At 48.9% G+C, this 26,709-nt stretch carries 21 protein-coding genes and 1 tRNA gene; 15 read left to right on the top strand and 7 right to left on the bottom strand.

Going from position 1 to position 26,709, the window contains the following annotated elements:
- Positions 1–112 precede the first annotated feature (112 nt).
- Together DWW13_RS03340 and DWW13_RS03335 are read left to right on the top strand one after the other, a co-directional pair.
- On the top strand, positions 113–2,158 hold the full coding sequence (locus DWW13_RS03340) for a glycoside hydrolase family 31 protein (protein ID WP_118719232.1): 2,046 nt from the start codon (positions 113–115) through the stop codon (positions 2,156–2,158).
- Between the two features lie 237 nt (positions 2,159–2,395).
- Positions 2,396–4,147 (top strand): sensor histidine kinase, encoded by a 1,752-nt coding sequence (locus DWW13_RS03335; RefSeq protein ID WP_118719230.1) that lies wholly within the window; start codon positions 2,396–2,398, stop codon positions 4,145–4,147.
- Positions 4,148–4,290: 143 nt separating this feature from the next.
- Here the strand turns inward: DWW13_RS03335 and DWW13_RS03330 are convergent, their stop codons facing one another.
- Both DWW13_RS03330 and DWW13_RS03325 read right to left on the bottom strand, forming a co-directional pair.
- On the bottom strand, positions 4,291–6,243 hold the full coding sequence (locus DWW13_RS03330; protein WP_118719228.1) for a glycoside hydrolase family 31 protein: 1,953 nt from the start codon (positions 6,241–6,243) through the stop codon (positions 4,291–4,293).
- A 151-nt stretch (positions 6,244–6,394) separates the two neighbouring features.
- Positions 6,395–7,303, bottom strand: coding sequence for an AraC family transcriptional regulator (locus tag DWW13_RS03325; RefSeq protein ID WP_118719226.1), 909 nt, complete (start codon positions 7,301–7,303; stop codon positions 6,395–6,397).
- A gap of 130 nt (positions 7,304–7,433) precedes the next feature.
- Here DWW13_RS03325 and DWW13_RS03320 point away from each other — a divergent pair, with 130 nt between their 5' ends.
- Together DWW13_RS03320 and DWW13_RS03315 are read left to right on the top strand one after the other, a co-directional pair.
- Positions 7,434–7,781, top strand: a complete 348-nt coding sequence (locus DWW13_RS03320) for an MATE family efflux transporter (protein WP_118719224.1) — start codon at positions 7,434–7,436, stop codon at positions 7,779–7,781.
- Positions 7,778–8,398, top strand: a complete 621-nt coding sequence (locus DWW13_RS03315) for a sugar O-acetyltransferase (protein ID WP_022462409.1) — start codon at positions 7,778–7,780, stop codon at positions 8,396–8,398. The genes DWW13_RS03320 and DWW13_RS03315 overlap by 4 nt, the downstream gene beginning before the upstream one ends.
- Before the next feature lie 169 nt (positions 8,399–8,567).
- Here DWW13_RS03315 and DWW13_RS03310 read toward each other — a convergent pair.
- Positions 8,568–8,640: transfer RNA gene (locus tag DWW13_RS03310), tRNA-Phe, on the bottom strand.
- Between the two features lie 180 nt (positions 8,641–8,820).
- Here DWW13_RS03310 and DWW13_RS03305 point away from each other — a divergent pair.
- The 6 genes from DWW13_RS03305 to trmL all read left to right on the top strand — a co-directional run bounded on the left by DWW13_RS03305 (position 8,821) and on the right by trmL (position 14,792).
- On the top strand, positions 8,821–10,572 hold the full coding sequence (locus tag DWW13_RS03305) for a B12-binding domain-containing radical SAM protein (protein WP_118719222.1): 1,752 nt from the start codon (positions 8,821–8,823) through the stop codon (positions 10,570–10,572).
- Between the two features lie 41 nt (positions 10,573–10,613).
- Entirely contained in the window at positions 10,614–11,351 is a 738-nt protein-coding gene (locus DWW13_RS03300; RefSeq protein WP_055220616.1) for a 3'-5' exonuclease, read from the top strand.
- Positions 11,352–11,375: 24 nt separating this feature from the next.
- Entirely contained in the window at positions 11,376–11,534 is a 159-nt protein-coding gene (locus tag DWW13_RS18775; RefSeq protein ID WP_022462412.1) for a hypothetical protein, read from the top strand.
- A gap of 55 nt (positions 11,535–11,589) precedes the next feature.
- On the top strand, positions 11,590–13,143 hold the full coding sequence (locus DWW13_RS03295; protein ID WP_118719220.1) for a VanW family protein: 1,554 nt from the start codon (positions 11,590–11,592) through the stop codon (positions 13,141–13,143).
- Positions 13,144–13,278: 135 nt separating this feature from the next.
- A complete protein-coding gene (locus DWW13_RS03290) occupies positions 13,279–14,259 on the top strand; it encodes an AIR synthase-related protein (RefSeq protein WP_118666573.1) in 981 nt (326 codons plus the stop codon).
- 32 nt (positions 14,260–14,291) lie between these two features.
- Positions 14,292–14,792, top strand: a complete 501-nt coding sequence (trmL, locus tag DWW13_RS03285; RefSeq protein WP_118719218.1) for a tRNA (uridine(34)/cytosine(34)/5-carboxymethylaminomethyluridine(34)-2'-O)-methyltransferase TrmL — start codon at positions 14,292–14,294, stop codon at positions 14,790–14,792.
- A gap of 42 nt (positions 14,793–14,834) precedes the next feature.
- Here trmL and DWW13_RS03280 read toward each other — a convergent pair whose 3' ends face one another.
- From DWW13_RS03280 to DWW13_RS03265, 4 genes are all read right to left on the bottom strand, one after another.
- On the bottom strand, positions 14,835–15,326 hold the full coding sequence (locus DWW13_RS03280) for a CinA family protein (protein WP_022461605.1): 492 nt from the start codon (positions 15,324–15,326) through the stop codon (positions 14,835–14,837).
- A gap of 63 nt (positions 15,327–15,389) precedes the next feature.
- Positions 15,390–16,808, bottom strand: a complete 1,419-nt coding sequence (locus DWW13_RS03275; protein ID WP_022461606.1) for a sensor histidine kinase — start codon at positions 16,806–16,808, stop codon at positions 15,390–15,392.
- Positions 16,808–17,512, bottom strand: coding sequence for a response regulator transcription factor (locus DWW13_RS03270; protein WP_022461607.1), 705 nt, complete (start codon positions 17,510–17,512; stop codon positions 16,808–16,810). The genes DWW13_RS03275 and DWW13_RS03270 overlap by 1 nt, the downstream gene beginning before the upstream one ends.
- A gap of 74 nt (positions 17,513–17,586) precedes the next feature.
- Entirely contained in the window at positions 17,587–19,962 is a 2,376-nt protein-coding gene (locus tag DWW13_RS03265) for an endonuclease MutS2 (protein ID WP_055220632.1), read from the bottom strand.
- A gap of 501 nt (positions 19,963–20,463) precedes the next feature.
- Between DWW13_RS03265 and DWW13_RS03260 the strand changes: the two genes are divergently transcribed.
- From DWW13_RS03260 to DWW13_RS03235, 5 genes are all read left to right on the top strand, one after another.
- The gene (locus DWW13_RS03260) at positions 20,464–21,918 is read left to right on the top strand and encodes a S1C family serine protease (protein WP_118719216.1); all 1,455 of its coding nucleotides are present in this window, start codon (positions 20,464–20,466) and stop codon (positions 21,916–21,918) included.
- 210 nt (positions 21,919–22,128) lie between these two features.
- On the top strand, positions 22,129–23,079 hold the full coding sequence (locus DWW13_RS03255) for a 3'-5' exoribonuclease YhaM family protein (RefSeq protein WP_118600857.1): 951 nt from the start codon (positions 22,129–22,131) through the stop codon (positions 23,077–23,079).
- A complete protein-coding gene (rlmD, locus tag DWW13_RS03250; protein ID WP_118719214.1) occupies positions 23,076–24,485 on the top strand; it encodes a 23S rRNA (uracil(1939)-C(5))-methyltransferase RlmD in 1,410 nt (469 codons plus the stop codon). The genes DWW13_RS03255 and rlmD overlap by 4 nt, the downstream gene beginning before the upstream one ends.
- A 235-nt stretch (positions 24,486–24,720) precedes the next feature.
- A complete protein-coding gene (locus DWW13_RS03240) occupies positions 24,721–25,410 on the top strand; it encodes a response regulator transcription factor (protein ID WP_008120506.1) in 690 nt (229 codons plus the stop codon).
- Positions 25,386–26,651 carry a sensor histidine kinase gene (locus tag DWW13_RS03235; protein WP_118719212.1) on the top strand — a complete coding sequence of 422 codons (1,266 nt, stop codon included), beginning with the start codon at positions 25,386–25,388 and terminating at the stop codon, positions 26,649–26,651. Before DWW13_RS03240 ends, DWW13_RS03235 begins: the two co-directional genes overlap by 25 nt.
- Positions 26,652–26,709 lie beyond the last annotated feature (58 nt).

The following is a 26,709-nucleotide window of genomic DNA, read 5'->3' as shown; positions in this document are numbered from 1 at the left end:
ACCTGTAAGAAGCAGGCGTTGATCCGGCGGGTCAATGTCTGAAGTGCAAAACAGCAGGAGAAACGGCAGGCCAGAAATGACCTGCCGTTTTTGACAAAAGGAGGATTTTTACATGTTTTGGGAAAAAGAGGGTAAGTTAATTTATTCTTACGATGGCGAGACCGTCTGCATCGAAGCGTGGGGAAAAGATGCACTGCGTGTGCGCGCGACAAAAAATCGAAGCTTTACCGGCCGCGACTGGGCGCTGGAAGCAAAGGACGCGCATGCGGGAGAGGTTGAAATCTTTGAGGATCCATCAGCAAAAGGCGGAGCCTTTGCCAATATGTACGAGGGAACGGATACTTCCTACGGAAAAATCACAAATGGAAAGCTTCATGCAGTGATCGATTCCGGCAGCGTCATTACGTTCTATCATGAGGATGGAAGAGTTCTGTTAAAGGAGCATTTCCGCCGTCTGCGCGACGAGGAAAGCATGCCGCTCAACATCATGGGACGCGAGTACAGCAACGGTGTCGGGGATAATTTCCGTATTGTAGCGCGGTTTGTAGCAAGAAAAGGTGAGAAAATCTTCGGAATGGGACAGTATCAGCAGCATGAGCTGGATCTGAAGGGCTGTATGCTGGAGCTGGCACAGAGAAACTCACAGGTCAGTGTTCCGTTCTATCTTTCCAGTATCGGCTACGGCTTCTTATGGAACAATCCGGGCATCGGACAGGTGATGTTTGCGAATAATGGAACGGAATGGGTAACGGAATCCGGGAAAGAAATCGATTATCTTGTGATTGCAGGTGATACGCCTGCCGAGATCGAGGAGAATTATATGACGCTGATCGGAAAACCGCCGATGATGCCGGAATATGGCATGGGCTTCTGGCAGTGTAAGCTCCGCTACTGGAATCAGGAACAGCTTCTGTCTGTAGCAAGAAAATACAAAGAGCTTGGCGTACCGCTTGATGTGATTGTCGTCGATTTCTTCCACTGGACGAAGCAGGGCGAGTTCAAATTTGATCCGAAATACTGGCCGGATGTGCCGGGCATGTGCCGCGAATTAAAGGAGATGGGAATTCAGGTTGTTGTGTCGGTATGGCCGACCGTTGACATTTATTCCGAAAACTTCGAGGAGATGAAAGAGAAAGGCTATCTGGTTCGCACGGAGCACGGTGTACCGCTGACGATGCTCTGTGGTGGAAATGAAGTCTTCTTCGATGCAACCAACCCGGATGCAAGAACGTATGTCTGGGAAAAAATCAAGAAAAATTATTACGATCAGGGTGCAAAACTCTTCTGGCTGGATGTGGCAGAGCCGGAATACAGCGTTTACGATTTCAAGAACTACCGCTATCAGCTCGGAAGTGTACAGGAAGTCGGAAATATTTACCCGAAATACTATCTGAAAGCGTTCTACGACGGCATGACAGCAGAGGGCGATGCGATGCCGATCAGCCTGATCCGTTCCGCCTGGGCGGGCAGTGCAAAATACGGTGCGCTTGTCTGGTCGGGCGATATTGTAAGCTCCTTTGAGTGCTTCCAGCGCCAGGTACAGGCAGGGCTTAACATGGCGATTGCCGGTATTCCGTGGTGGACCACCGATATTGGCGGTTTCCACGGTGCCAGAACCGACGACCCGGATTTCCATCGTCTGTACATCCGCTGGTTTGAGTACGGATGCTTCTGTCCTGTCATGCGTCTGCATGGAAACCGCAATCCACAGGAGGGCTACGGCGCAGAGCAGATCGGCTCCGGCAGTGATAATGAGATCTGGAGCTTTGGCGATAAGGCATATGAAATTTCAAAAAAATACATTTTTCTGCGTGAGCGCCTGAGAGATTATATCCGGGCACAGATGAAGAAAGCACATGAGGATGGAACTCCGGTAATGCGGCCTGTTTTCTATGATTTCCCGGCCGATCAGGAAAGCTGGAATGTGGAGGACGCTTATCTGTTCGGACCGGATCTCTATGTTGCACCTGTGATGGAGGATCACGTAACGGAGCGCGAGGTTTATCTCCCGGATGGAACAGCATGGTTTAACGCATGGACCGGAGAAAAGTATGAGGGAGGACAGAACGTAACGGTTGCTGCACCGCTGGATACTATTCCGGTATTCGTAAAAGAAGGAGCGGATGCAGAAAAGCTGCTGAACATTTTCTCTGAATAAGAGAATGTTACCGCTCACCGGTACCAGGCGAACGGTAACAAAGAATCATGTTCTCACCATGTAAAGCACGGACTCTGCATGGACAAAGCCCAAAAATGTGATATAATGGGCTGTGTTACAAAGAACATAGTTGCAAATATATTCCGTGAGTGTAAAACGACTGCCGGAGCTGCGCGGTAAGGTGCGGCGTCCGGCAGTCGCTCTGCAGACAGAAAAAAAGGAGGGGTGGATGCGCTTATGAATTTCTGGCAGAAAGGAAAACGAAGGATGCTGCGCAGCGTTCGAATACGCAGTTTGAAGGATACGTCCCTGCGGCTTGGAACTCCGGTTTTTCTGGTCCTGATGGGGCTTGTTGTCTGCCTGCTCTGGGGCGTTTGGGAAAACCGCAAGCTGGCAGATAAATATATTGCCGATACGGCAAAGCTCTATGTCGATCAGATCAACCGTGATATGTCGCAGATCAACAGTGAACTGATCTATCTGCTGGATTCTGACAGCAACATCAAAGAAATCCCGGATCAGATAACATCGACAGATGCTCAGTATTATGAAATGGAGCAGACGCTGCGGGAGCGAAACCGTGTGCTGAAAATCCGTTACCATGAGGTACAGACCTTCTTCGTCTACGGTCAGAAAGCCAATGTTCTGATTACGGACAGTGGAACTATGTTTACCGAGAGTAAGGGAATGACAACGCTGAATCAGATGCTGATGTCATATCTGCAGATTATGACATCAAAGGATTCGATCAGCACACAATGGACTGTGATTACGTTTGGCGACGACGACTATATTGTAGGCTGGTACGCGAAAAACAAAAAAGTTATCGGCTGTGTCATCAATCTGAACCTGATTTTCCGAACCATCCGCGCCAAAACAGAGGAGTATGATGTCATTCCGTTTATGGTGGATGCCAGAGGCCGTGTCATGACGCAGGCAGATACGTCGGAAAAATATAAAAATGAGATTATCGATTTTTCCAAAGCGGGAAAGAAGAAGAAAAATGCGACGGTCTATTCCTACCAGCTTGGCACGGTCGGAAAAATCAATCTTATGGTTCTGCCGGGAGGAGGTATTCTTGAGAATGTACTGATTATGCAGATTGCATTTGTCGTCCTGATCGCGGTTCTTCTGATTGTCTGCGCATTGGAAATTACAGCATATTACCACCGGATTCTGGTACCGCTGGAAAAATTCGGACAAAAACTGGAGGAGCTGGAAAAAGAGCAGAGTCTGAATGAGGATGGCAACAACAATTTGTTAGAGCTGGAGTCTGTGAGTGGTAAGTTTAAGGAATTGTTGCGGAAAATACAGGGATTAAAAATTGCGATCTACGAGAAAGAGCTTGCCGAACAGAAAGCAGAGCTGGAATACACGCAGGAACAGATCAAGCCGCATTTTTTTCTGAATTGCCTGAGTCTGATTCATGGCATTGCGGATAAGAATAACGAAGGCGAGATCGTTGAGATCACAACGGTGCTGTCCGACTATATGCGCTACATTTTCCAGGATTCCAAGAAGCAGCGCGATGTGGAGGAAGAGCTGGAACACATTGAGGCATATATCCGCATCCAGAAGCTGCGGTACGGAGAAGAAGCCTTTTCCTTTGAAGCAACGACGGATGGTGATATCGGAGAATGGAAGGTTCCGTCTCTTCTGATACAGACACTGGTGGAAAACTCCGTAGTACACGGTGTATCCCTGGACCGGAAGAGCGAGATTTCCCTGTATCTGACAAATGAAACGTACGAGGACGGTGAGTACCTCTACATCTGTATTTCCGACACCGGAAACGGATTTTCGAAAGAGGCACTGGATGCAATCGAAAACGACACGCCTATCATCTACCACGGTCGTCACCATGTCGGCATCTCCAATATAAAACGCCGCCTGGCGCTGATGTACGGCGAACGGGCGAGCATTATGTGCTCCAATATGGATGAAAATTACGGAGCCGTCGTAGAGGTGCGGCTGCCGAAAACAGAATAAAGCGAAAAGAAAAAAGGCGGGAACCCGGAGAAACATAGAGGGTTCCCGCCTTTTTGCGTGAAAAAACTGCAGGAGCTTCCGGAACCTGATGGCTCCGGGAAGCTCCTGCAAAGGGGGAGATGATTCAAAAACTGTTTTCTGTATCAGATACGGGAAACTCCGTCATCGGTATAACGCTCATAGGAAGCGCCTTCGTATCCGACCATGCGGATGCTTTCCTCTTTGATATCCGGTACGGATTCTGCAAAATCGGCAACCGGGATTGCGCAGCCTTTGCGGATGAAGAGAGGAACCTCATTCAGGGCAACTTCTACGTAGTGGATACCTTTCGGAAGAACCTCCTGGAACATGTTTCCATTGCCGAGGAATTTTACAAACATCATTTCTTCCGGCAGATATACATAACGGCCGATGGCATTCTGAGTGTAAACCGGTGCAATCATGATCTCATTACCGATCATCAACTGATCTTCTGTATTTCTTGCCAGCTTGTCGTCCGGATAAACGAAGGCAAGCGGTTTGAAGTACATATCATCGTTTAAAGCAGCCTTCATGTACTCGCTGTACAGATACGGAACGAGGCGGTAGCGGACGCCGATGACGTTGCGGAAGTCTTCGATATGCTCAAACTGGTAAGGTTCCTGCTCACGTGTTCCGAGTGCGGCATGGTTTCTCATCAGAGGAGTGAAAACACCAAGTGCCAGCCAGCGGAGCAGCAGGTCTCTTGTGGTATTTGCACCGAATCCACCGAGGTCGGCTCCGGTATAAAGGAAACCGCACATGTTGAGGGACGGCATCATCTTCAGGTTCAGCAGGATGTGTGACCACCACGAGCAGTTGTCTCCGGTCCAGATTCCGCCGTAACGGTGCATGCCGATGTAGGAAGAACGGGAGAACATCAGGATTCGCTTATCCGGGGAAATTCGTTCAAAAGCTTCACCTGCAGAACGGGTCATGTTGTAGCCAAACAGATTGTGTACCTTGTCGTGGCGGATCTGTTCGCCGTTTACGTTGTGATAAAAGCGTTTATAGTCCTCATGGTTGTTTGCCAGTGCCTGAAGCTTTCCGCCTACCATGTAGTGCGGAACTTCCGGGTCACCTTCCACGTATTTCTTTGCAGTCTCTTTGAAATCAGCAAGGCCTTCCTGAGAATAGAAGATGGATGGCTCGTTCATGTCATTCCAAAAGGCATCGATTCCTTTGGAAACGAGAACATCGTATTTGTCGCCAAACCATTTTCTGGCATCGGCATTTAAGACATCCGGGAAATGAGTCCAGCCCGGCCATACAGTAGCTTCGAAGTAGGATCCATCCTCACGGCGGCAGAAGTAGCCTTTTTCACAGCCCTCTTCGTAAATGTCATAATCCTTTTCGACTTTCACACCGGCATCGATGATCGGAACGAGATGGATCTTTTCTTTTTTCATATCCTGTACAAAGCCCTCGAAATCCGGGAAACGTTCTTCATTTACGGTGAAGTCCTTGTAATCCTGCATGTAGTCGATATCCATGTAAACCATATCGAGCGGTACATGGTTTTCGCGGTATTTTTTCACTACCGTGCGGAAATCATCCTCTGTTTTGTAGCCCCAGCGGCTCTGACCGTAACCAAAAGCAAACTTCGGAGCAATGTAGCTGCGTCCGATGATGCCGCGGAACTGTTTTACGATATCAAGATCGGAATCACCGGTGATCATGTAAACGTAGAGATCTGCGTTTTCGCAGGAAACGGTCATTGTATCGGAAGTCGTGTAGCCGATATCGAAACGCAGGGTGCCCGGATAATCGAAGAAGAATCCTACGTGTGTCTTGCCGGAGATGATGATGAAGTTGTGTGCTGCATACAGAGAGGTTTTGCTCTCTACGTGGTTTGGATCATCAGCGCAGTCACTGATGTAAAGAAAGCCGCGTTTGTTGATGCCGCGATTGGCTTCGCCAAGTCCGAATACCATGTCATCGTCAGCAAGCTTTGTAGTGAAGGAGAAGCCGTTCTCGGTGGAGAAGGTACCGTAATCCGGGTTTCCTTCGGAAGAGGGGATCTCTTTTACAACAGCTTCGGTTTCAAATGGGGTTCCGTAGACAAATTTTTTTACCATGTCCTCCTCCTTGTAAAATAAATGGAAAATATAGTGTTTTGGTTAGGTTTAGCGCAACACCTTTGTAATTTTATTATAACAGGGATCGGAAAAATGTCTAGCAAAATTCTTCCTTTTTTTAACAAAAAAACGTGTACAGAAAAAAATCCGGTTATGTTGGCAGGACTTCTGCGCGTTTCCGGAAATCTCTCGGCGTACAATGGTAAGTACGCAGAAAGATTTTGGAATAATAGCTCTGATGATTGAAACCGCATGCGGTACAGATTTCCGCGATGGACATTTTGGTTGTGTTTAGCAGATGACAGCTCACTTCCAGACGGTAATGATTCAGAAAATCAATCGGGCTCTGGCAAAGATAGCGGCGGAAAATCTGACAGCATTTATTGCGGCAGACTTTTCCGGCGGCGGCGATCTCATCCAGATTGATGGATTCACTGTAGTGGCTGTAAATATAGGAAACCATATCGCGCTGGATCAGAAGATCTGGATCCTGTGAGACGGCGGTGTTGCCGTCCGGCATCATCGGGTGCGTGCGCAAAAGATGGCACCACAAAAGGGAAAGCAGAGCAGCAGCCTCGATTTCGTAGGCGGTCGGCTGTTCCTTCTTCAGCCGGAGAATTTCCGGGAGGGTCTGCAGCGCTTCAGTATCTTCCGGATTTTCTGGCTTCAGATGAAGATATTCCAGAGCCGGATTCGAAAGCACCGGCGTAATATAAGACTGGTACAGAACGCTGTTCGCGGTGAGGATTTTCGGATGGCACAGGATACAGATAAAGTCACATTCCTGGCCGTTTTCAGAATATCCGTAGTGCATCTGGCGGGAATTGACGATAATCGCCTCCCCGGCGTTTAAAAGGACTCTTTTTCCATTGATATAGTAGTTCATCTGACCGGAGCGGATCTGTACCCATTCGATATCCTCATGCCAGTGGCAGAGCGCCCGGTGATCCGGATAGGAAGAAAGCAGTCCTTCCCGGATGTAAAGCGGAATGCCGACTTCATCGTAGCGGACGATTTCGGATGCGTCCTGCATGACTTTTGTAATTGGGTCATTCATCATAAAAACCTCCGTGAAAAAGTACAATTATTATAAAAAATAAGGAATATTGTCGTAGAAAAAACGCAAAACCTAAGATAATATGATTATAACATATACGTGTATGGAATAAAACAGAAAAAAGGAAAAAGAAATGAAAAATCAGAGGGAAATCAAGAAAAAAGATCCGGAATTCTACCGGAAACTTCTTGCACTGCTGATCCCGATGGTTGTACAGAATCTGATGAATGCACTGGTAAGTGCGTCCGATGCGTTAATGGTCGGTACGCTGGACAAGAATTCCCTGTCCGCAGTTTCGCTTGCCACACAGATTTCTTTTGTCCTGAATCTCTTTTATGCGGCGATTACGATCGGAACAACGGTCATGGTCGTTTATTTCCTGCTGAATCTGGATGAAATGATTAAGCTTCCTGCCGTTTACAGACACTATAAAAAATATCAGTGGGTGAATAATATTACCAGGGAGGATACAGAACAATGAAAAACGTAGAGAGAAGAGACAGACAGTTACCGTACATTTCCGATGCAGAGGTCATGGAGCAGCAGATGAATGCGAGAAGACTGACGCAGAAACTGAACACCATCGACCGTTCGGATTTTGACGGAATCGCAGCCATTGTAAAAGAACTGTTTGGAAAATCCGAGGGTGCATTTGTCAATCCGCCATTTTACTGTGACTATGGCTTTCATATTGAGGTTGGAAAAAATTTCTTTGCAAATTATAACTGCACCATTCTCGATGTGGCAAAGGTAAAAATCGGAGACAACTGCCAGATGGCGCCGAACGTTGCCATCTATACTGCAGGTCATCCGGTGCATCCGGCGGCAAGAAACAGTGCGTATGAATACGGCATTGAAGTTACCATCGGAGATAATGTCTGGATTGGCGGAAATACCGTTATTTTACCAGGCGTACATATCGGAGATAACGTTGTTATCGGCGGCGGAAGTGTTGTAACAAAGGACATTCCGGACTGGTCGATTGCAGCAGGAAATCCGTGTAAAGTCATTCGGAAGATTACCGAAGAAGATAAACAGTATTATTTCAGAGACAGAAAGTTTGATGATGAAGCATGGGAGGTCATCAAAAATCTGTAAAAACGAAATGCTTTCTTGGGCAGTTATGCGATGAAAAAAACTCTGTACCGTATCCATCCGGGAATTTCCGGGGATGCGGTGCAGAGTTTTTTTGCGATAGGAGACAGGAGATTCTGCCGGATTTTGCTGTGGCAAAAAAATGTGAATCCTGCTTTTGTGCAGCAAAAAATGCCCAGAGCCGGAATCGAACCAGCGACACGAGGATTTTCAGTCCTCTGCTCTACCAACTGAGCTATCTGGGCATTTTGATTTCCTGTTGGAAACCTTTGTTAATATAACATGGATTCGCGAAAATTGCAACTGTTTTATCGAAAATCGCGAAAAAATTGTGCTTTTGGAGGAATGGCGGTGTATTTTCGTTCGAGAATGTGGTAGTATAAAAGATATGCAAAGAGGAACCAAGGAGAAGTATTAGAAAGATTATGAAAATTATTCTGACTGCGGTCAACGCAAAATATATTCATTCCAATCTCGCAGTTTATACACTGCAGGCGAGCGCGGAGAAAGCCGGCGTGTTCCCGGAGATCCGCGAATTTACGATCAATCAGTCAAAGGATTCCATGCTGCGAAGCCTGTTTCTGGCGCGTGCAGACGTTGTCTGCGTTTCCTGCTACATCTGGAATATATCAATCGTAGAGGATCTGATTACAGAATATCATAAAATCAGTCCCAAAACAAAGATCTGGCTTGGCGGACCGGAGGTGTCGTACCATGCAAAGGAGATGCTGGAGCAGTATCCGTTCCTTGCCGGAATTATGAAAGGCGAGGGAGAAGTGACTTTCCGGGAAATAGCAGTTTATTATCAGAACCAGGAGAATGGGATGGAGGGGAAAACGCTGGAGGAGATCCATGGCATTACATACCGTGATGCAGACGGTGCAGTCAAAAGCAACCCGTGGCGTCCGGTTATGGATCTGTCCGAGGTGGATTTTCCCTATGCAAACCTGAAAAAATTTGAGAACCGCATCATTTATTATGAGTCGAGCCGTGGCTGTCCGTTCTCGTGCAGCTACTGCCTTTCTTCCATTGATAAAAGGCTCCGGTTCCGAAATCTCGATCTCGTAAAAAAGGAGCTTGCCTTCTTTTTGGAGCAGAAGGTACCGCAGGTTAAATTTGTAGATCGTACCTTCAACTGCAAAAAAGATCACGCAATGGCGATCTGGAAATTCATCGCGGAACACGATAATGGTGTGACAAATTTCCATTTTGAAATTGCTGCCGATCTGATTACGGAAGAAGAGCTGGAACTTTTGAATACGCTGCGGCCGGGACTCGTACAGCTCGAGATCGGCGTGCAGTCTACGAATCCGCAGACGATCGAAGCAATTCACCGGAAAATGGATTTCGGAAAAGTGACAGAGATTGTCAATCGGATTGCGAAAGGAAGAAACATCCACCAGCATCTGGACCTGATTGCGGGACTTCCCTACGAGGACTATGCAAGTTTCCGCCGTTCTTTTGCGGATGTCTATGCGCTCCGGCCGCAGCAGCTGCAGCTCGGATTTTTAAAAGTGCTTCGAGGCTCCTTTATGTATGAGCATACGAAAGAATATGACTGCCATTATCAGGAACGGGAGCCGTATGAGGTGCTTTATACGAAATGGCTGCCGTATGATGATGTGCTGAAACTGAAAGACGTGGAAGAGATGGTAGAAGTCTATTACAACAGCGGTCAGTTTGTCCACACGCTGCCGATGATCGAGCGGTTGTATGAGAACCCGTTCGACTTCTTCCAGGAACTCGGTGATTTCTACCGGGCGAAGGGCTACAGTGAGACGGCGCATAACCGGATCCAGCGGTATGAAATTCTGCTCGAGTTTTTGCGGGACGAAAAACAGCAGGACGAAGCATTCTTCCGCCAGATGATGGTACTCGATCTGTATGCGCGGGAAAATATGAAGACGCGGCCGCATTTTGCAAAGGATCCGTCGGAATGGAAAAACGAATCGCGTGATTTTTACCAGAAGGAAGCCGAAACGAGAACGCTTCTGCCATCGTATACGACATACGATTGGAAGCAGCTGCAGCGCATGACGCATGTGGAAGTTTTTGATTACGATGTGCTCGGAAACGGGGAAAAGGCGCGTACGGTACTCCTGTTTGATTATCAGAAGCGCGATCCGCTGACGGGAAATGCGGAGATGATCGACTGTAGTGAGCTTTTTTACGCTTGACATTTCAAAAGAACATGAGATACTAGAAAAGGTAATAAAAGATGAAAATACAAGATTTTGTAGTGCTCGATCTTGAGACAACGGGTCTTTCTGTAAAGGAAGACCAGATTCTGGAGATCGGTGCAGTAAAAGTGCAGGGCGGAGAGGTCACGGCATCGTATGAGACTTTCGTCAATCCGGGCAGAAAAGTGCCGGAGCGGATCACGGAACTCACCGGAATCCGGGATGAGATGATTGCGAATGCGCCCGATGTGGAGACTGCTGTCCGCGGCTTTCTGGATTTCTGCGGCGGCCTGCCGCTTCTGGGGCACAATATTCTGTTCGATTACAGCTTCATCAAGCAGGCAGCGATAAATGCCCGTCTGGACTTTGAAAAAGAAGCGTGGGATACGTTGAAAATTGCACGGAAAGCCCTCCCGGATCTGGAGAGCAGAAGCCTTGAAGCACTCTGCGGCTACTATCAGATCCCGCGGGAACACGCACACCGTGCGATGGACGATGTGCTGGAAACGCTGGCACTGTTCCGAAAACTGGAAGAAGGATTTTCGGAAGATCACCCGGAATGGTTTGCCGCAGCGCCTCTGAAGGCCAAAATGAAACGTGAGGTTCCGGCGACGGAGGCACAGAAAAAATATCTGGCGGATCTGATCCGGTACCATGAGCTGGATCTCGAACCGGAGTGGGGAGCACTCACAAAAAGCCGTGCATCCCGCATGATCGATCAGATTATTCTGGCACATGGAAGAATGGAAAAACGACAGAGAACTGAGAAAAAATAGAAGAGAAAAAGAAAGGATGGAACGATGAGTAATAAAGTCAATCGAAAAGCCCCGACAGAGGCACAGAAAAAGAAGAAAGATCCGCTGGCAAAGAAGAGAAATGCAGCAAAGATACTGGCATTGATTCTTGCAGTGGTTATGGTGCTTGGTATGGTTCTTCCAGCACTTTTATGGCTGGTGTAAAGAGATTCTGTAAAAGACAGAGTGAAATGGGAAACGGATCAAGAAGAGGCACAGTATGAAAAACAGCAGAAAAATGAGAGGCCTGCTGGTGATGCTTATCGCATTCGCATTCTGCTTTCTGGCAGAACCAGTCAAAGCGGATGACCGGACAGCGCTGGACGGAATCTATGTAGAAGACATTTCCGTCGGCGGTATGACCGAAGAGCAGATCACACAGGCAGTAAACGACAAAATTGAACAGTTAAAACCCTCGGTTATCAACCTGTTTGCCGGAGAGCAGAATGCACAGGTGACAGCAGGGGATCTCGGACTTTCCTGTGCCAACCCGGAGGTGGCAAGAGAAGCCGTCACAATCGGGCAGGAAGGCAATGTACTGAAGCGGTTCCTGACACAGAACCGGCTCAAAAATGGAGAGACGGTGACGTTTTCCCTGAAATATACAGTCGATGGCGAGGCAGCGCGCCAGGCGGTAGAAAACAACACGGCCGTGCTGAACCGCGAGGCAACAGATGCAACGCTGACCCGCGAAAACGGCGAATTTATCGTCAATCCGGGCCAGACCGGATGCAGCGTCAACGTGGATGAGTCCACGGCGAAGGTTGTCAATTACCTGACGACAAGCTGGCGGGGCGGCATCGGCGGCGTAGAACTGGTAACAGAAGAAACACCGGCAGGCGGTAATCCGGAGCAGCTTGCACTTGTCAAAGATCTGCTCGGCGAGGGTACGACGGAGTATGGCAACGGTACGAGCGGCAGAAAACAGAATGTCGCAGTCGGCGCAGAGAAGATTAACGGAACGCTGGTACAGCCGGGCGAGGAATTTTCCGTAGAGGCGGTCGTTGTGCCGTTTGATGCGGAAAATGGTTATGCACTGGCAGCATCGTATGAGATGGGCAAGGTCGTCGATTCGTACGGCGGCGGTATCTGCCAGGTTTCCACAACGCTCTATGTTGCTGTCTTAAAAGCAGAGCTTGAGGTGACGGAGCGGTACAGCCATTCCATGATTGTCCACTATGTGGATCCGTCGATGGATGCGGCGATTGCAGAGGGATTGAAAGACCTGAAATTCATCAACAATACGGATGCGCCGATTTATATTGAGGCGAGCGCGGACGGAAGCACCCTGCATTTTGCCATCTACGGCCATGAGACGAGAGATCCGAACCGCACGGTCCGCTATGAGAGTGAGACGACAAACACGGAGGATCCGACGCCGAGCCTGACGGAAGATGCGAATGCATCGTTTGGAACAATTGAACAGACATCGTACGGCTATCAGGGTTCGACGGCGCGGCTGTGGAAGATTGTGAATGACAATGGAAATGAGACGAAGGAGCAGGTGAATTCCAGCACTTACCGCATGACATCGGATGTCTATACCGTGGGAACAAAGACGGACAATGCAGCGGCGCGTGCGGAAATGCAGGCGGCGATTGCGGCAAATGATCTTGCAAAAGCAAAGGAAGTTGCAGCGAAATACAGCCAGAGCAGTTCGTCATCGAGTTCTTCGGAGAAGAAGGAAGACAGCAGCGATGATTCGGATTCGGATGGTACGGAAAAGACGGACGACAGCAGCGATACAGAGAAAACGGAGGACGATGAGGACTAGGCGTTTTCTGGTTACAGTTCGCTGGGAACCAGTGAACTGTAACATTTTCCGTGAAAAATGGGAAAGCAGAGGGAAAAGGAGTACGGATTCCGTCTGCTTTTTCGTTTGAAACAGGAAGTTCGAGGAGGACAAGGGATGCGAAAGGGTAAATTACAGCAGAGCGTGCTGGTGCGCTCGGTGTTTAAGATGCTGGGGCAGAAAAGAGAGGACGCAGCAGGGCCGGCGGTTGGACGTGGGGTATCGGCATTTGCAGGAGAAAAGGAGACGCAGGTGTTTTCGTGTGCGCCGGTGCTGGTGAAGGATCCGGAGGACGCGGTGCTCGCGGTCTGCCGGGTGTGCAACAGTGTGGCCGCGGCGGGGGCATCGGCAAAAGGAGTGCTGGTGTCGCTGATGCTGCCGGAGGCGATGGAAGAAAAGGATTTAAAGGAGCTGATGCGGGCGGTTGACGGTGCGTGTGTGCGGTATGGAACTGCGGTGATCGGCGGGCATACGGAGGTGACGGACGGGGTTTTGTATCCGGTGCTTACCGTGACGGCGGCAGGCGGGACAACGCGTGCGGGGCTGTTTGATCCGTCGTGTGTGACAGCGGATTTGGATCTTGTCGTGACGAAGGGGATTGCGCTTGGCGCGGTGTCTTATCTGGCAAAGACAAGAAGGGATGAGCTTCTGACGAGATTTTCTCCGGGATTTATCCATGGGGCGGCGGATTTTTCGGAGGATTACTCTGTCTGCCGTGAGGCGGAGATTGCGATCGAGCACGGTGCGGCTGCGATGCAGGATCTCTCGGAGGGCGGGATTTTCGGGGCGCTCTGGGAGATGGCGGACGGCGCGGGTATCGGGCTTGATGTGGCGCTGAAGAGGATTCCGATCCAGCAGGAGACGGTGGAGATCTGTGAATTTTTCGGGGTGAATCCGTATCAGATGCTTTCGACGGGGGCGCTGCTGATTGCGGCGGCGGACGGCGAGGGGCTGGTGCAGAAAATGGCACTCGAAGGGATTCCATCGGCGGTGATTGGGCGGACGACATCTGGGAAGGAGAGGATTCTCCGGAACGGGGAAGAGGTCCGGTATCTGGATAAGCCGCAGATGGATGAGATGTACCGGGTTGGCAGATAAGGCTTAAATATACGACAGGAGTGATTGGTAAAATGGCACATTTGAATATTGTTCTTCATGAGCCGGAGATTCCAGCAAATACAGGTAATATCGGACGGACGTGTGTGGCGACGGGGACGAGGCTGCATCTGATTAAGCCGCTGGGGTTTGATATTTCGGACAAGGCGGTCAGGCGCGCGGGGCTGGATTACTGGCCGAAGCTGGATGTGACAGTGTATGAGAGTTACGAGGATTTTCTGGAGAAAAATCCGGGGGCGAAGATTTACTATGCGACGACGAAGGGGCCGCAGACGTATGTGGATGTGCAGTATGAAGAGGACTGCTTTATCATGTTCGGAAAGGAAAGCGCGGGGATTCCGGAGGATATTCTGTACGATAATCAGGAGACGGCGGTGCGGATTCCGATGATTAATGATATTCGGTCGCTGAACCTTTCAAATTCCGTGGCGATCGTACTGTACGAGGCACTGCGGCAGAATAACTTTGACCATATGCAGCTCGCGGGGCATTTGCGGACGCATGAGTGGAGGTAGACGGACGGGACTCTGGTGATCGTAGACGGAGCTGCATTCTTTTTATAAGGAAGAAGTTAAGATCATTTCCAATTCGGCGAAGACCTGCTCGGCGTAAAGCTGTTTGATTTCGTGGCGGGTCATGCCGGAGACGTTGGTCTGGAAGGTGAAGGTGTGGGCTTGGGCTTTGTATAAAATACAGAAGTAGACGACGCCCTGTACGCTGTCAGCGTTGTTGGGGTCGAGATTTCCGGTTGTGCCGGTGATTCCGATGGCGATGGCGGTGTGCAGGTTTTCTTGTACTGTGCGGGCCATGGCTTCGGCGCATTCGGGGGAGTAGACGCCGTGGATTTCGATGACGGAAGGGTCGACGCCGACGAGGACTTTGGTTTCGTTCAGATACGTGACGTAGCCGCCGGGGAAAATGGCGGAGGCGCCTTCGGTGTCGGTGATCAGGGAGGCGATCAGACCGGAAGTGCAGCTTTCCATGGTGGAAATGGTGGTGTGGGATGCAATGAGCTGTTTGATGATGGAATCAATGGTGTTTGGGTTCATAGTGAAAATTACCTCCAGAGTTAGTTTGATATGTCTGGCAAAAAAGTCCCTCGGCGGAGGGGCTTATTTTGGTGCTTCGCCTTTGGCGAGTGTAAAGATAAATTCGGTACCAACGCCCTCTGTACTGATGACATTGATATTCTGGTTATGCGCAGTGATGATCTCTTTGACGATCGAAAGCCCAAGTCCCGTTCCTTTGCGGTCCTTGCCGCGGGAGGCGTCGAGCTTGTAGAAGCGCTCCCAGATTTTCGTGATGCTTGCCTTTGGAATGCCGCAGCCGGTGTCCTTGACGGAGACGAAGACTTTACCGTGCTTCTCCGTTGTCTCAACTGTGATGGTGGAATCGTTGTTGCTGAATTTGATTGCATTATCAATGAGATTGTACAGCACCTGCTGGATTTTTCCCATATCGGCGCAGACGTATAAGGTGCGCGATGCGAGGATCAGTGAAATGGAAATCCGCTTTTTTGTGCAGGTTCCCTCAAACGAAGCGGCGGTATCCTTGATGACGGCGTTGATGTCAAACGAGGTCAGATCGAGCATATTCCCTTTATCGTCGATGTCGTTCAGCGTCAGCAGGCTCTGCGTCAGCTTGTGCAGCCGTTCTGTCTCAAACAGAACGATTTTCAGATATTTTTCCTGCATTTCCGGCGGAATCGTTCCGTCTAGGATTGCCTCCACGTAGCCTTTGATCGAGGTCAGCGGTGAGCGGAAGTCGTGAGAGACGTTCGCCACAAATTTCCGCTGGTATTCGCCGGTCTTGTTCAGCTCGCCGGACATGTAGTTCAGCGTGGAAGCGAGATACCCCATCTCATCGTGAGATTTAACATCAATTTTGTGGGTCAGGTTGCCGGAGGCATACTCCTTTGCACCGTTGATGATCTTTTTCAGCGGCCGGTACACGACGAGGGAGAAAAAGATCAGAATCACAAACGAGAGTCCGAACACGAGCAGGAACAGAAAATCAATCCGTGCCAGCAGACTTTCCCTCTGCTGATAGACGTCCTGCAGCGGAAGGTGGATGGCGACATAGCCATTGATCCGGAAATCGGAGGTGACGGGAACCATGACGCTCAGCATCTTGTCTTCGAAATAGCCGAAAAACGTTCCCGTGCTGTAATACTCGCTGCCGAGCGCAACTGGATCAAAACCGTCGATGATCTCCGGGTTTTCCTCATCGAGTGCAGCTGCCGTGTTCAGCAGAATTTCCCCGTCTGCGCTGATGAGCCAGATCTGGGAATTGTGATAGGAAGCCAGTGCACTGAGCGAATTGTAAAGATCCGTCAGGGAACGCTCACTGTGGTAATAAAGGTCGCCCTGTTTGGAAGCGATCTGCGTGGCCTCCCGGTACAGACTGGTGCTCGCGCTGGAGACCAGACTGTCCTCCACCATGCGGGAGCCGACCGTTGAGATCAGCGTAAAGCCGGCAATGGCGAGAATGACATAAATGAGAATTAATTTCCGGTAAAGCGTGCGTCGCATTATTTTTTAACCTCAAACTTGTAACCGATGCCCCAGACCGTCGTGATGGCCCAGGAGGCATGGTCCTTGATTTTTTCGCGGAGACGTTTGATATGAACGTCTACCGTGCGGGTATCGCCGATGTACTCATAGCCCCAGATATGGTCGAGGAGCTGTTCCCGCGTAAAGACCTGGTTTGGTGAGGAAGCAAGGAAGTAGAGAAGCTCCAGTTCCTTCGGCGGCATATCGACGGTGCGGCCCTGGTAAATGACGGAATAGTTCGTCTGGTTGATGATAAGATCCGGGTACTCGACACATTTTCCTGCGGTCGCGGACACCGGGATCGTGCGTGATGGCTGAAATCTCCGCAGCACTGCTTTCACACGGGCAACGAGCTCCTTGGAATCAAATGGTTTGATGATGTAGTCATCCGCGCCGAGTTCCAGGCCGAGGACTTTGTCGAACACCTCGCCCTTTGCCGAGAGCATGATGATCGGAACATCGGAATCGTGCCGGATTTCGCGGCAGACCTGGTAGCCGTCCATGCCGGGCAGCATCAGGTCGAGCAGAATCAGGTTCGGCTGGAAGGAGTGAAACTCCCGGACAGCCTCTTCTCCATCGTTTACAATTTTTGTGTCATAGCATTCCTTGGTCAGATAGAGAGAAATCAGTTCTGCGATATTGTTATCGTCATCGACAATCAGAATTTTCTGTTTGGAAGCCATAAAAGATTCTCCTTCACTGGGGACAGGACGGAACCGCATACAGTATGCGTTCCGTCCCATATTTTCCTGAGTTTTTATTTCTTAAACGTAACAATCGTAACGCCGGCATCGCCCTCGCCGAATTCCGCTAAATGGAAGTCCGCTACGTGTTTCTGGCGGCGCAGATAATTGTGAATGCCTTTCCGCAGTGCGCCCGTTCCTTTTCCGTGGACAACGCGGACACTCGGCAGATGGGAGAGATAAGCGTCATCGAGATATTTGTCGAGTTCGGCAACCGCTTCATCCACCGTTTTTCCGAGCAGATTGATCTCGGTAGAAATCGTGGCAGCCTTGGAAAGCTTCGATTTTCCGCTGCTTGTGCGGGAGATGGACGGGCCGGTGATGACAGCCTCGTCGATCAGCACAAGGTCGGAGATATGCACTTTGGTCCGCATGATACCCATCTGGACGAAGAGATTTCCCTTCGAATCCGGGCGGGTGCTGACAGTACCTTTGAGATTCATGCTTAAGACTTTGACGGCATCGCCGAGATGAAGATCCTGCGGGCGGAGATTTCCGGTGCGCTTCGGTACTTCCTTCGCCTTTTTCTTATCGAGCTTGTTCATCTTTTCACGCAGAGCGGTACGTTTCTGCTCCATTTCGCGGACGGAAACATTCTCTTTTCCAAATTTCTGGAAATCGCGCATCGTCTGGTCGGCGTATTCCTTCGCCTCGCGGAGAATTCTCTGTGCCTCCTCGGTTGCATTGGAGATCATCTTTTCTTTTCTTGCGTCGATCTGTTCCTGATTCTTGGCAAGGCTCTGCTTCAGGGATTCGACTTCCGCGCGGGTGCGGGCAAGCTCTTCTTTTTCGCGTTCCAGCGTGATCCGGTTCTGCTCGAGAGTGGTCAGAACGTCCTCAAACGATTCATCCTGCTCGCTGATTTCGTCTTTTGCCTTGTTGATGATGTAGTCCGGCAGGCCGAGTTTGCTGGAAATCGCAAACGCATTACTCTTTCCAGGAACGCCGACGAGCAGGCGGTATGTCGGGCTTAAAGTCTCGACATCGAATTCACAGCAGGCATTCTCCACGCCCGGTGTGGATAAGGCATAGATTTTCAGTTCACTGTAGTGTGTCGTTGCCATGGTGCGGATGCCGCGCTCGTGGAGCGTAGAGAGGATCGCGATGGCAAGCGCCGCGCCCTCTGTCGGGTCGGTACCGGCGCCGAGCTCATCGAACAGGACGAGGGAATTGCGGTCTGCCTTGTCGAGGAAGGAAACCACATTCGTCATGTGGGAGGAGAAGGTACTCAACGACTGCTCGATGCTCTGCTCATCACCGATATCGGCGTAAACCTCGTCGAAAACGGAAAGGGAGGAGCGGTCGAGTGCCGGAATGTGAAGTCCGGACTGGCCCATCAGTGTTAAGAGTCCGACCGTCTTTAAGGAAACCGTTTTACCGCCGGTATTCGGTCCTGTGACGATCAGAAGGTCGAAATCTTCGCCGAGCGACAGATCAATAGGAACGACTTTTTTCGCATTGATCAGCGGGTGGCGTGCCTTGCGCAGGTGGATTTTACCTTCGGTGTTGAAGATCGGCTCATTGGCGTTCTGCTCCATTGCAAGAGCGGCGCGCGCGAAGATGAAGTCAAGCTCTACCATGTTTTCGAGGTCGTAACGGATCTCATCGCGGTGCAGGTCTGCCTGGGCACTCAACGTAGAGAGGATGACCTCGATTTCTTTTGCTTCTTCAATTTCCAGCTCACGGATATCGTTGTTCAGTTTGACAACGGCCATCGGCTCGACAAAGAAGGTGGAACCGGTCGAGGACTGGTCATGTACCATGCCAGGAACCTGGCCTTTGTACTCGGATTTGATCGGGATACAGTAGCGGCCGTCGCGCATCGTGATGACGGCATCCTGCAGATACGTGCGGTAGGAACCGTTGACGAGCGAGATTAACTGGCTGTGGATTTTTTCCTCACACGATTTGATGGAACGACGGATGCGGCGTAGATTCGGGCTTGCATCATCGCTGATTTCATCCTCGGAGAGAATACAGCGGCGGATTTCCGTGGAAAGCAGCGTCAGAGGCTCCAGTGTTTCGAAGAGATCTTCGAGGCTGTCCGGCGTCTGGTCCGCATTTTCGCGGCGGCCGTACGCTTTGACGCGTGCCGTGTTTTCCAGAAGTGCGGCGGTCTGCAGAAGCTCCGTGATGTTCATGGAGCTGCCGATTTCGAGACGCTTTAATGCGCCGCGGATATCTTTGGCATCACCAAAGGAAATGTGGCCTTTTTTAAAGAGCCGGGTGAGCGCGTCGTGTGTCTCGTGCTGCATCCGCGTAATCTGGGAGAGGGAAGAAGAAGGAACGAGTTCTAGACATTTCTTCCGGCCCAGCGGAGAACTGGCATACGAAGCCAGTTGTTCGATAATTTTGTCGTATTCGAGCGTTTTTAATGCTTTCTGATTCATAATACTTACCTTTTCGTAATTCATAATTCAGTCATTGTCTACAGATAACGCGGTATTTTTGATGCAATACCGCACGGATCTGATGTTACAGTTCACAGGTACCCTGCGAACTGTAACATTCGCAGCCCTCATTTAAAGTTTTGCTTCGCAAAAGGAGGGCTGCTCACACCTGAATCACTTTCTTACGCAGCGAAACAGCAAGTGTTTCACTGCTGAGTGAACAGTAGCGATCTGATCATATATCTGCACGGGAAGTACAGACCGGAAGTGGAATGTGGGTCACAGGTTTTTCCACTCCCCCAATTATACCTTAAAAAAGAAAAGAAAGAAACCCCAAGAACGAGAAAATGCAGGATGTTGCGCAAATGAGAAAAAAATGTAACAGTCTTCATAAAATGTTCATATCTATCTGGTAAAGTTTTTTATATATGTGAAGATTGCGGAAGCGCATATGCGCAGAGCAGTTCGGTATGGAATACAGATGTATGGAGAAAGAAATGTATGGAAAATGACCCAAAACCTTACAAATTCATGAAAGAGAGCATCAAAAAGCAGCCGCCCGACTGGAAAAAGATTGTTCTTCTGATTGCCGGATGGCTGGCACTTGCGGCGCTTGGCGGTCTGGTTGCGGCTGCGGTATTTGCGGTGACAGAGCCAAAGATTGCAGAAGCAGTTACCAGGGAAGAGCCGCCGGCGAAAGTGGATATCCCGGGAGATGAGGATTCAAACAGCGGACAGGAGCCGGATGAGACAATTACCGCATCTTCGGCGAGTGCGTCGGTAGACAGCAGCGGCTCCGGTTCGGAAATCAGCAGTTCTACAGTGGATAGCAGTACTTCAGAAAGCAGTGTATCCGAAAGTACGGTTTCCGAAAGCACAGAGGAGAATGGAGCGGCAGAGGGAACGGAAAGCAGCACTTCCGAAGAGCCGGAGGAGGGCAGCGAGGTTTCCAGTGTCGATGGGGAAACGGATGCGGAGGAAAAGGACAGCAGCCTGAAAAATTATGAAGCGCTCTACCAGGATATGCTGGAAGTAACGGAAAAACCAAAACGAGCGCTGGTTACCGTCATCGGCATTACCAATCAGATGGACTATTTTAACCAGAACTATGAAAACCAGCAGCAGATTTCCGGTCTGATTGTTGCGGACAACGGGCAGGATCTCTTTATTCTGACGGAATACCGCATCGTGGAAAATGTGGAGCGGATTCAGGTCACCTTCTGGGACGAGACGATGGTGGATGCCACATACCAGCGCCACGATCCGAGCACCGGCCTTACGATTGTGAAGGTGGATGAATCGAAGCTGGATGAGGAAACACGGGACGGTCTTGCGGTTGCGCCGCTCGGCAGTTCGTATCTCGTCAGCCAGGGTGACCCGGTCGTGGCTGTCGGAAGCCCGGTCGGCTACAGCAATTCGATTGCGTATGGTGTGGTGACTTCGGTTACGAACAAGATTTCCGCGCTGGACAATGAGTACAATCTGCTGACCACCGACATCCTCGGCAGCACGGACGGCAGCGGCATTCTGGTAAATCTTGACGGCGAAATCGTCGGCATTATTGCGCAGAGTTACAGTGCCAAGGGAAACAACGTGGTGACGGGCATTGCGATTTCCCAGATCAAAAAGCTGATCGAAAATCTTTCCAACAACGTGAGCCGCGCGTATATCGGCATCCGCGGACAGGATGTCACAGAAGAACTTTCCGATAAAACCGGCATTCCAAAAGGCGTTCTCATCAGCCGCGTCGCAGACGATTCTCCGGCGATGATGGCGGGCATGAAAGAGTACGATGTGATTGTAAAGGTCGGGGAGCACAAGGTTGAGACGATCAAACAGTACCATGAACAGCTTGGCAAATACAGCACAGGAGACGTGGTTACCGTGACGGCGATGCGGAAAGGCGCCGAAGGATACGCGGAGATGACGTTTGATGTGACGCTTGGAGAAGTCTGAAAACAGAGGCTTTCGGAAGCCAAAAAGCCGGCCTTGACCGGCGTGGTTTCCGAAAGCTTTTTCTTTTCGGACGGTTTCCGAACCGCTGTGAAAAAATACGTGCATTCTGTATAAAAATCTGGTAGAATTGGTAAGGCATGTAAAGAAACAAGGAAAACAAAAACGGAACGCTGTGTCCGCATTTATTTTAGAAAAAGAGGATTTATTTTTATGAAGTATATTAACGAACTCCGGGAAGGAAACCGCATGTCCGGTGTCTATCTCTGCAAACATAAACAGTCAGCCGTTACGAAAAACGGAAAACAGTATGAAAACGTGATCTTACAGGACCGCACCGGTACGATCGATGCAAAAATCTGGGATCCGAATTCGATGGGAATCGACGAATTCGAAGCACTTGACTACGTCGACATCAGCGGCGATATCACCGTATTCAACGGCGCGCTTCAGGTTTCGATCAAGCGTGCAAGAAAGGCAGGAGAGGGCGAGTACAACCCGGCAGACTATCTGCCGACCAGCCGTTACGACATCGACACGATGTATCAGGAACTGCTTTCCTGGATTGGAACGGTGAAAAACCAGTATCTTTCCGCAATCCTGACGTACTATTTTATCCAGGACCAGGAGACGGTAAAACGGTTCCGCATGAGCTCTGCGGCAAAAAGTGTTCACCACGGCTTTGTCGGCGGACTGCTGGAGCATACGTTAAGTGTCACCCGTTTCTGTGATTTTATGGCGAAATCGTACGGGATCTTAAACCGTGATCTGCTGATTACGGCAGCGATTCTGCATGACATCGGAAAGACGAAAGAACTCTCTTTATTCCCGCAGAACGATTACACGGATGATGGACAGCTTCTCGGCCACATTATGATCGGTGCGGAGATGGTACACGATGCTGCACAGAAAATAGAAGGTTTTCCGATGGAGCTGGAAAATCAGTTAAAACACTGCATTCTGGCACACCACGGTGAGCTGGAATACGGTTCCCCGAAAAAGCCGGCAATGGTAGAAGCGGTAGCGCTGAACTTGGCTGATAATGCCGATGCCAAAATGGAGACTCTGACCGAGCTGTTTGATGCAGCGCCGGCAGGCAATGAGTGGATTGGCTACAACCGGTTCTTTGAGTCCAACATCCGCAGAACAGGAGACTTTTCATGAGCTATCAGAAAAATGATGTACTGACGGTGAAAATTGAAGATATGGGACACGACGGAGAGGGTATAGGCAAATGCGAGGGCTATACCCTCTTTGTCAAGGACACGGTTATCGGAGATCTTGCCGAAGTAAAAGTGATAAAAGCAAAGAAAAATTACGGCTACGCACGGCTGATGCGTCTGATCGAACCGTCCCCGCACCGCGTAGAGCCGATATGCCCTGTGGCCCGTCCATGCGGCGGCTGTCAGTTACAGATGCTTGATTATGCAGAGCAGCTCCGCTTTAAAGAAAAGAAAATTGCCCAGAACCTCCAGCGGATCGGTGGGATGACGGAAATTCCGATGGAGCCGATTGTGGGGATGGAGTCTCCGTTCCGGTATCGAAACAAAGCACAGTTCCCGATCGGACAGGATAAAAACGGGAAACTGATTACCGGATTTTATGCGGGAAGAACGCATCAGATCATGGAAAACCGGAACTGCTATCTTGGCGTAGAGCAGAACGAAGAGATTTTGAACCGCATTCTCGCGTGGATGGAAGAAAACAGCGTTTCGGCATACCAGGAGGAGACCGGCAAAGGTCTGGTGCGCCATGTGCTGATCCGGTTTGGATTTACAACGAAAGAAATCATGGTCTGTCTCGTTGTGAACGGAAAGAAACTGCCGGCAGAGAAAAAACTCATCCAATCACTGACGGAACTGGAAGGCATGACGAGCATTACACTCAGCGTAAACCGTGAGCGGACCAATGTTATCATGGGGAAAGAGATTCGCTGTCTGTGGGGACAGGAATTTATTACCGATTATATCGGAAAGGTAAAATACCAGATTTCTCCGCTTTCCTTCTATCAGGTAAATCCCGTGCAGACAGAAAAACTGTACAGCCTTGCGCTGGAATATGCTGGTCTTACCGGAGAAGAGACTGTCTGGGATCTGTACTGCGGTATCGGAACGATTTCACTTTTTCTGGCGCAGAAGGCGAAAAAAGTTTACGGCGTGGAGATCGTGCCGGAGGCCATCGCAGATGCGAAAAACAATGCGAAAATCAATGGAATCGAAAATGCAGAGTTTTTTGTCGGAAAATCCGAGGAAGTACTGCCGGAATATTACGAAAAATATGCCAAAGAACATCCAGGCGAACATGCGCATGCCGATGTGATTGTAGTCGATCCGCCGCGGAAAGGATGCGAGGAAAATCTGCTCCGCACCATGGCCGATATGCAGCCGGATCGGATTGTGTATGTCTCGTGCGATTCTGCGACACTGGCAAGGGATCTGAAGATTCTTCAGGAGCTGGGGTATGAGGTGAAAAAGGTAAGAGGCGTGGACCAGTTTCCGATGACTTGCCATGTAGAGACGGTTGTTCTTTTGTCCCAACTGAAACAAAAGCCGGATGTATCTCACAGGTAAAGAGAAAATGCGGAATTGAGGTTGGAAGGAATTTGCGCGTTGCAACGAGGAGAATGGACTGCTTGCAGGGCAATTCGACGACTGCCGCGACAGACTTGGAACTTGTTCCAAGTCCTAATTTACCTAAAAATGAAGATAGCAGGCAACCGCAGTGTCCAGAAGATAAAGAGAGTGCAATTGTGGAGGCATTGAAGCATTTTAAGATGAATAGTTAATAAAGAGAGGTGCAGATGCTATGCCAGGTATACTCGTGGTTGAAGATGATGAAAATTTAAATCGTGGAATTACATTTTCACTGAAAAAATCCGGATATGAGGTTTTTTCAGCAGAATCAGTGAAAAAAGCGAAAAGAATTGCAAGTGATAATAATGTGGATGTTACCATTTGTGATGTGAATCTTCCGGATGGGAATGGACTGGAATTTGTAAGGTGGATGAGATGCAATTATAATACATACATTATCTGTCTTACAGCACTAGATCAGGAGATGGATCAGGTCATGGGATATGAAGCAGGGGCAGATGATTATATTACAAAGCCGTTTAGTCTTTCGGTACTTCTTTTGAAAATAGAAGCACATTTCCGCCGCAGACAGGAGAAAACGGAAGCCGGAAAGATGATTTCGGGAGATATCGTATTTATCGCAGGAGAAATGAAAGTCCTGATAAAGAGTCGTGAAATCAGTCTGACAAAAACGGAGTTGAAAATGCTGACTTTTTTTCTTCAGAATCCGAAACAGATTCTTTCAAAAACACAAATATTGGAAAATGTGTTTGATCTGGAAGGGGATTTTGTGGATGAAAATACAATCGCTGTCAATATCAGAAGACTCCGTGAGAAAATCGAAGACAATCCGGCTGCACCGGTCTATATCAAGAATATCAGAGGTCTTGGGTATATATGGAATCAGGAGGTAAGGCAGTGACAAAGAGATATCGCAAGAAGATTACAGTAGTGTTCTCCTTGGTATTACCTGTCATATTATTGTTTGCAATATTAAATTGCTTTACCACGTATGTGTTTTATGAAGATTACAAATATAAAATGAATCTTATGACAGAGATTGCTGCAAAGGAAGAATTTTCCGGGCTGGATGCTGTTTCGGAATTGCTTAAGGATAAGGATATTGAAACTAACGAACAGGGAAGGCGATTATTGGAACAATATGGATACTGGGGGAATAAAGGGAATGCATTTTATTCGCAATTCCAGCATCAGGTTATGGTGATCGGTGCTGTAAGCACTGTGATATGCGTGTTTTTTTTGACTTTTTTATTTTATTGGAAGAAAAAAGAAGATGCGTGTCATCAGAAAATATTAGACCAGTTGGAAGAAATTCTGATCAGATTCCGTGAAAATAAATTTGATGATTTACTGAAAACGGAAAATTACGCAGAACTGGAAAAATTGAATGACCAGCTTGAAGCAATCGGACATCATATTCAGTTGCTAAAGGAAGAAGCACGGACAGAAAAAGAGAGCACGAAAGAAATGGTTTCTGACATCTCACACCAGTTAAAGACACCGGTTGCAGCTTTGGATATATGTTTTAGTGTGCTGATGCAGAATGACTTAAGTGCCACAGAACAGGAGGAGTTTCGTATCCGTTGTCGGAGTGCTCTGGATGGACTGGAGACATTATTGCAGTCGCTTCTTGAAATATCCAAGATGGAAACTGGACTGATTCAGATGAATAAGAAAAAACTTCCACTTATAGATACTGTCATATCTGCTGTGAATCGTACATATCCAAAAGCGGATGAGAAAGAAATTGAATTCGTTTTTGACTATGAAAAAGAGCTGGAAACATGCACGATTATGCAGGATAAAAGGTGGCTTGGCGAAGCTGTGATCAACGTTCTGGATAATGCGGTCAAGTACAGTCCGGGTGGTTCAAAAATATTTATCCGGTTACAAAAAAGAAACGATCTTGTAAGAATGGAAATTGAGGATCAGGGAATTGGTATTCCGCAGAATGAGTATCACAAAATTTTTCAACGATTTTACAGAGGAAGTTCCAGGGAGGTCATGGAAAAGAGTGGTACAGGAATCGGACTTTTTCTATCGAGAGAAATTATCGAAAAGCACGCAGGTATGATTACGGTAACCTCCGGCAAAAAGAAAAAAGGAAGCACGTTTGTGATTCAATTACCATATGTTAGTTAAATTTTAAATGAGCAGAAATCTTACAATTCTGTAAGACTTCTGCTCGTTTTTGAAAGTG

It is taken from the genome of Blautia sp. AF14-40, assembly GCF_003479665.1.
Lineage (GTDB): Bacteria > Bacillota > Clostridia > Lachnospirales > Lachnospiraceae > Fusicatenibacter > Fusicatenibacter saccharivorans.
The sequence above is the reverse complement of the archived record's forward strand: the minus strand, read 5'-3'. Positions and strand labels throughout refer to the sequence as shown.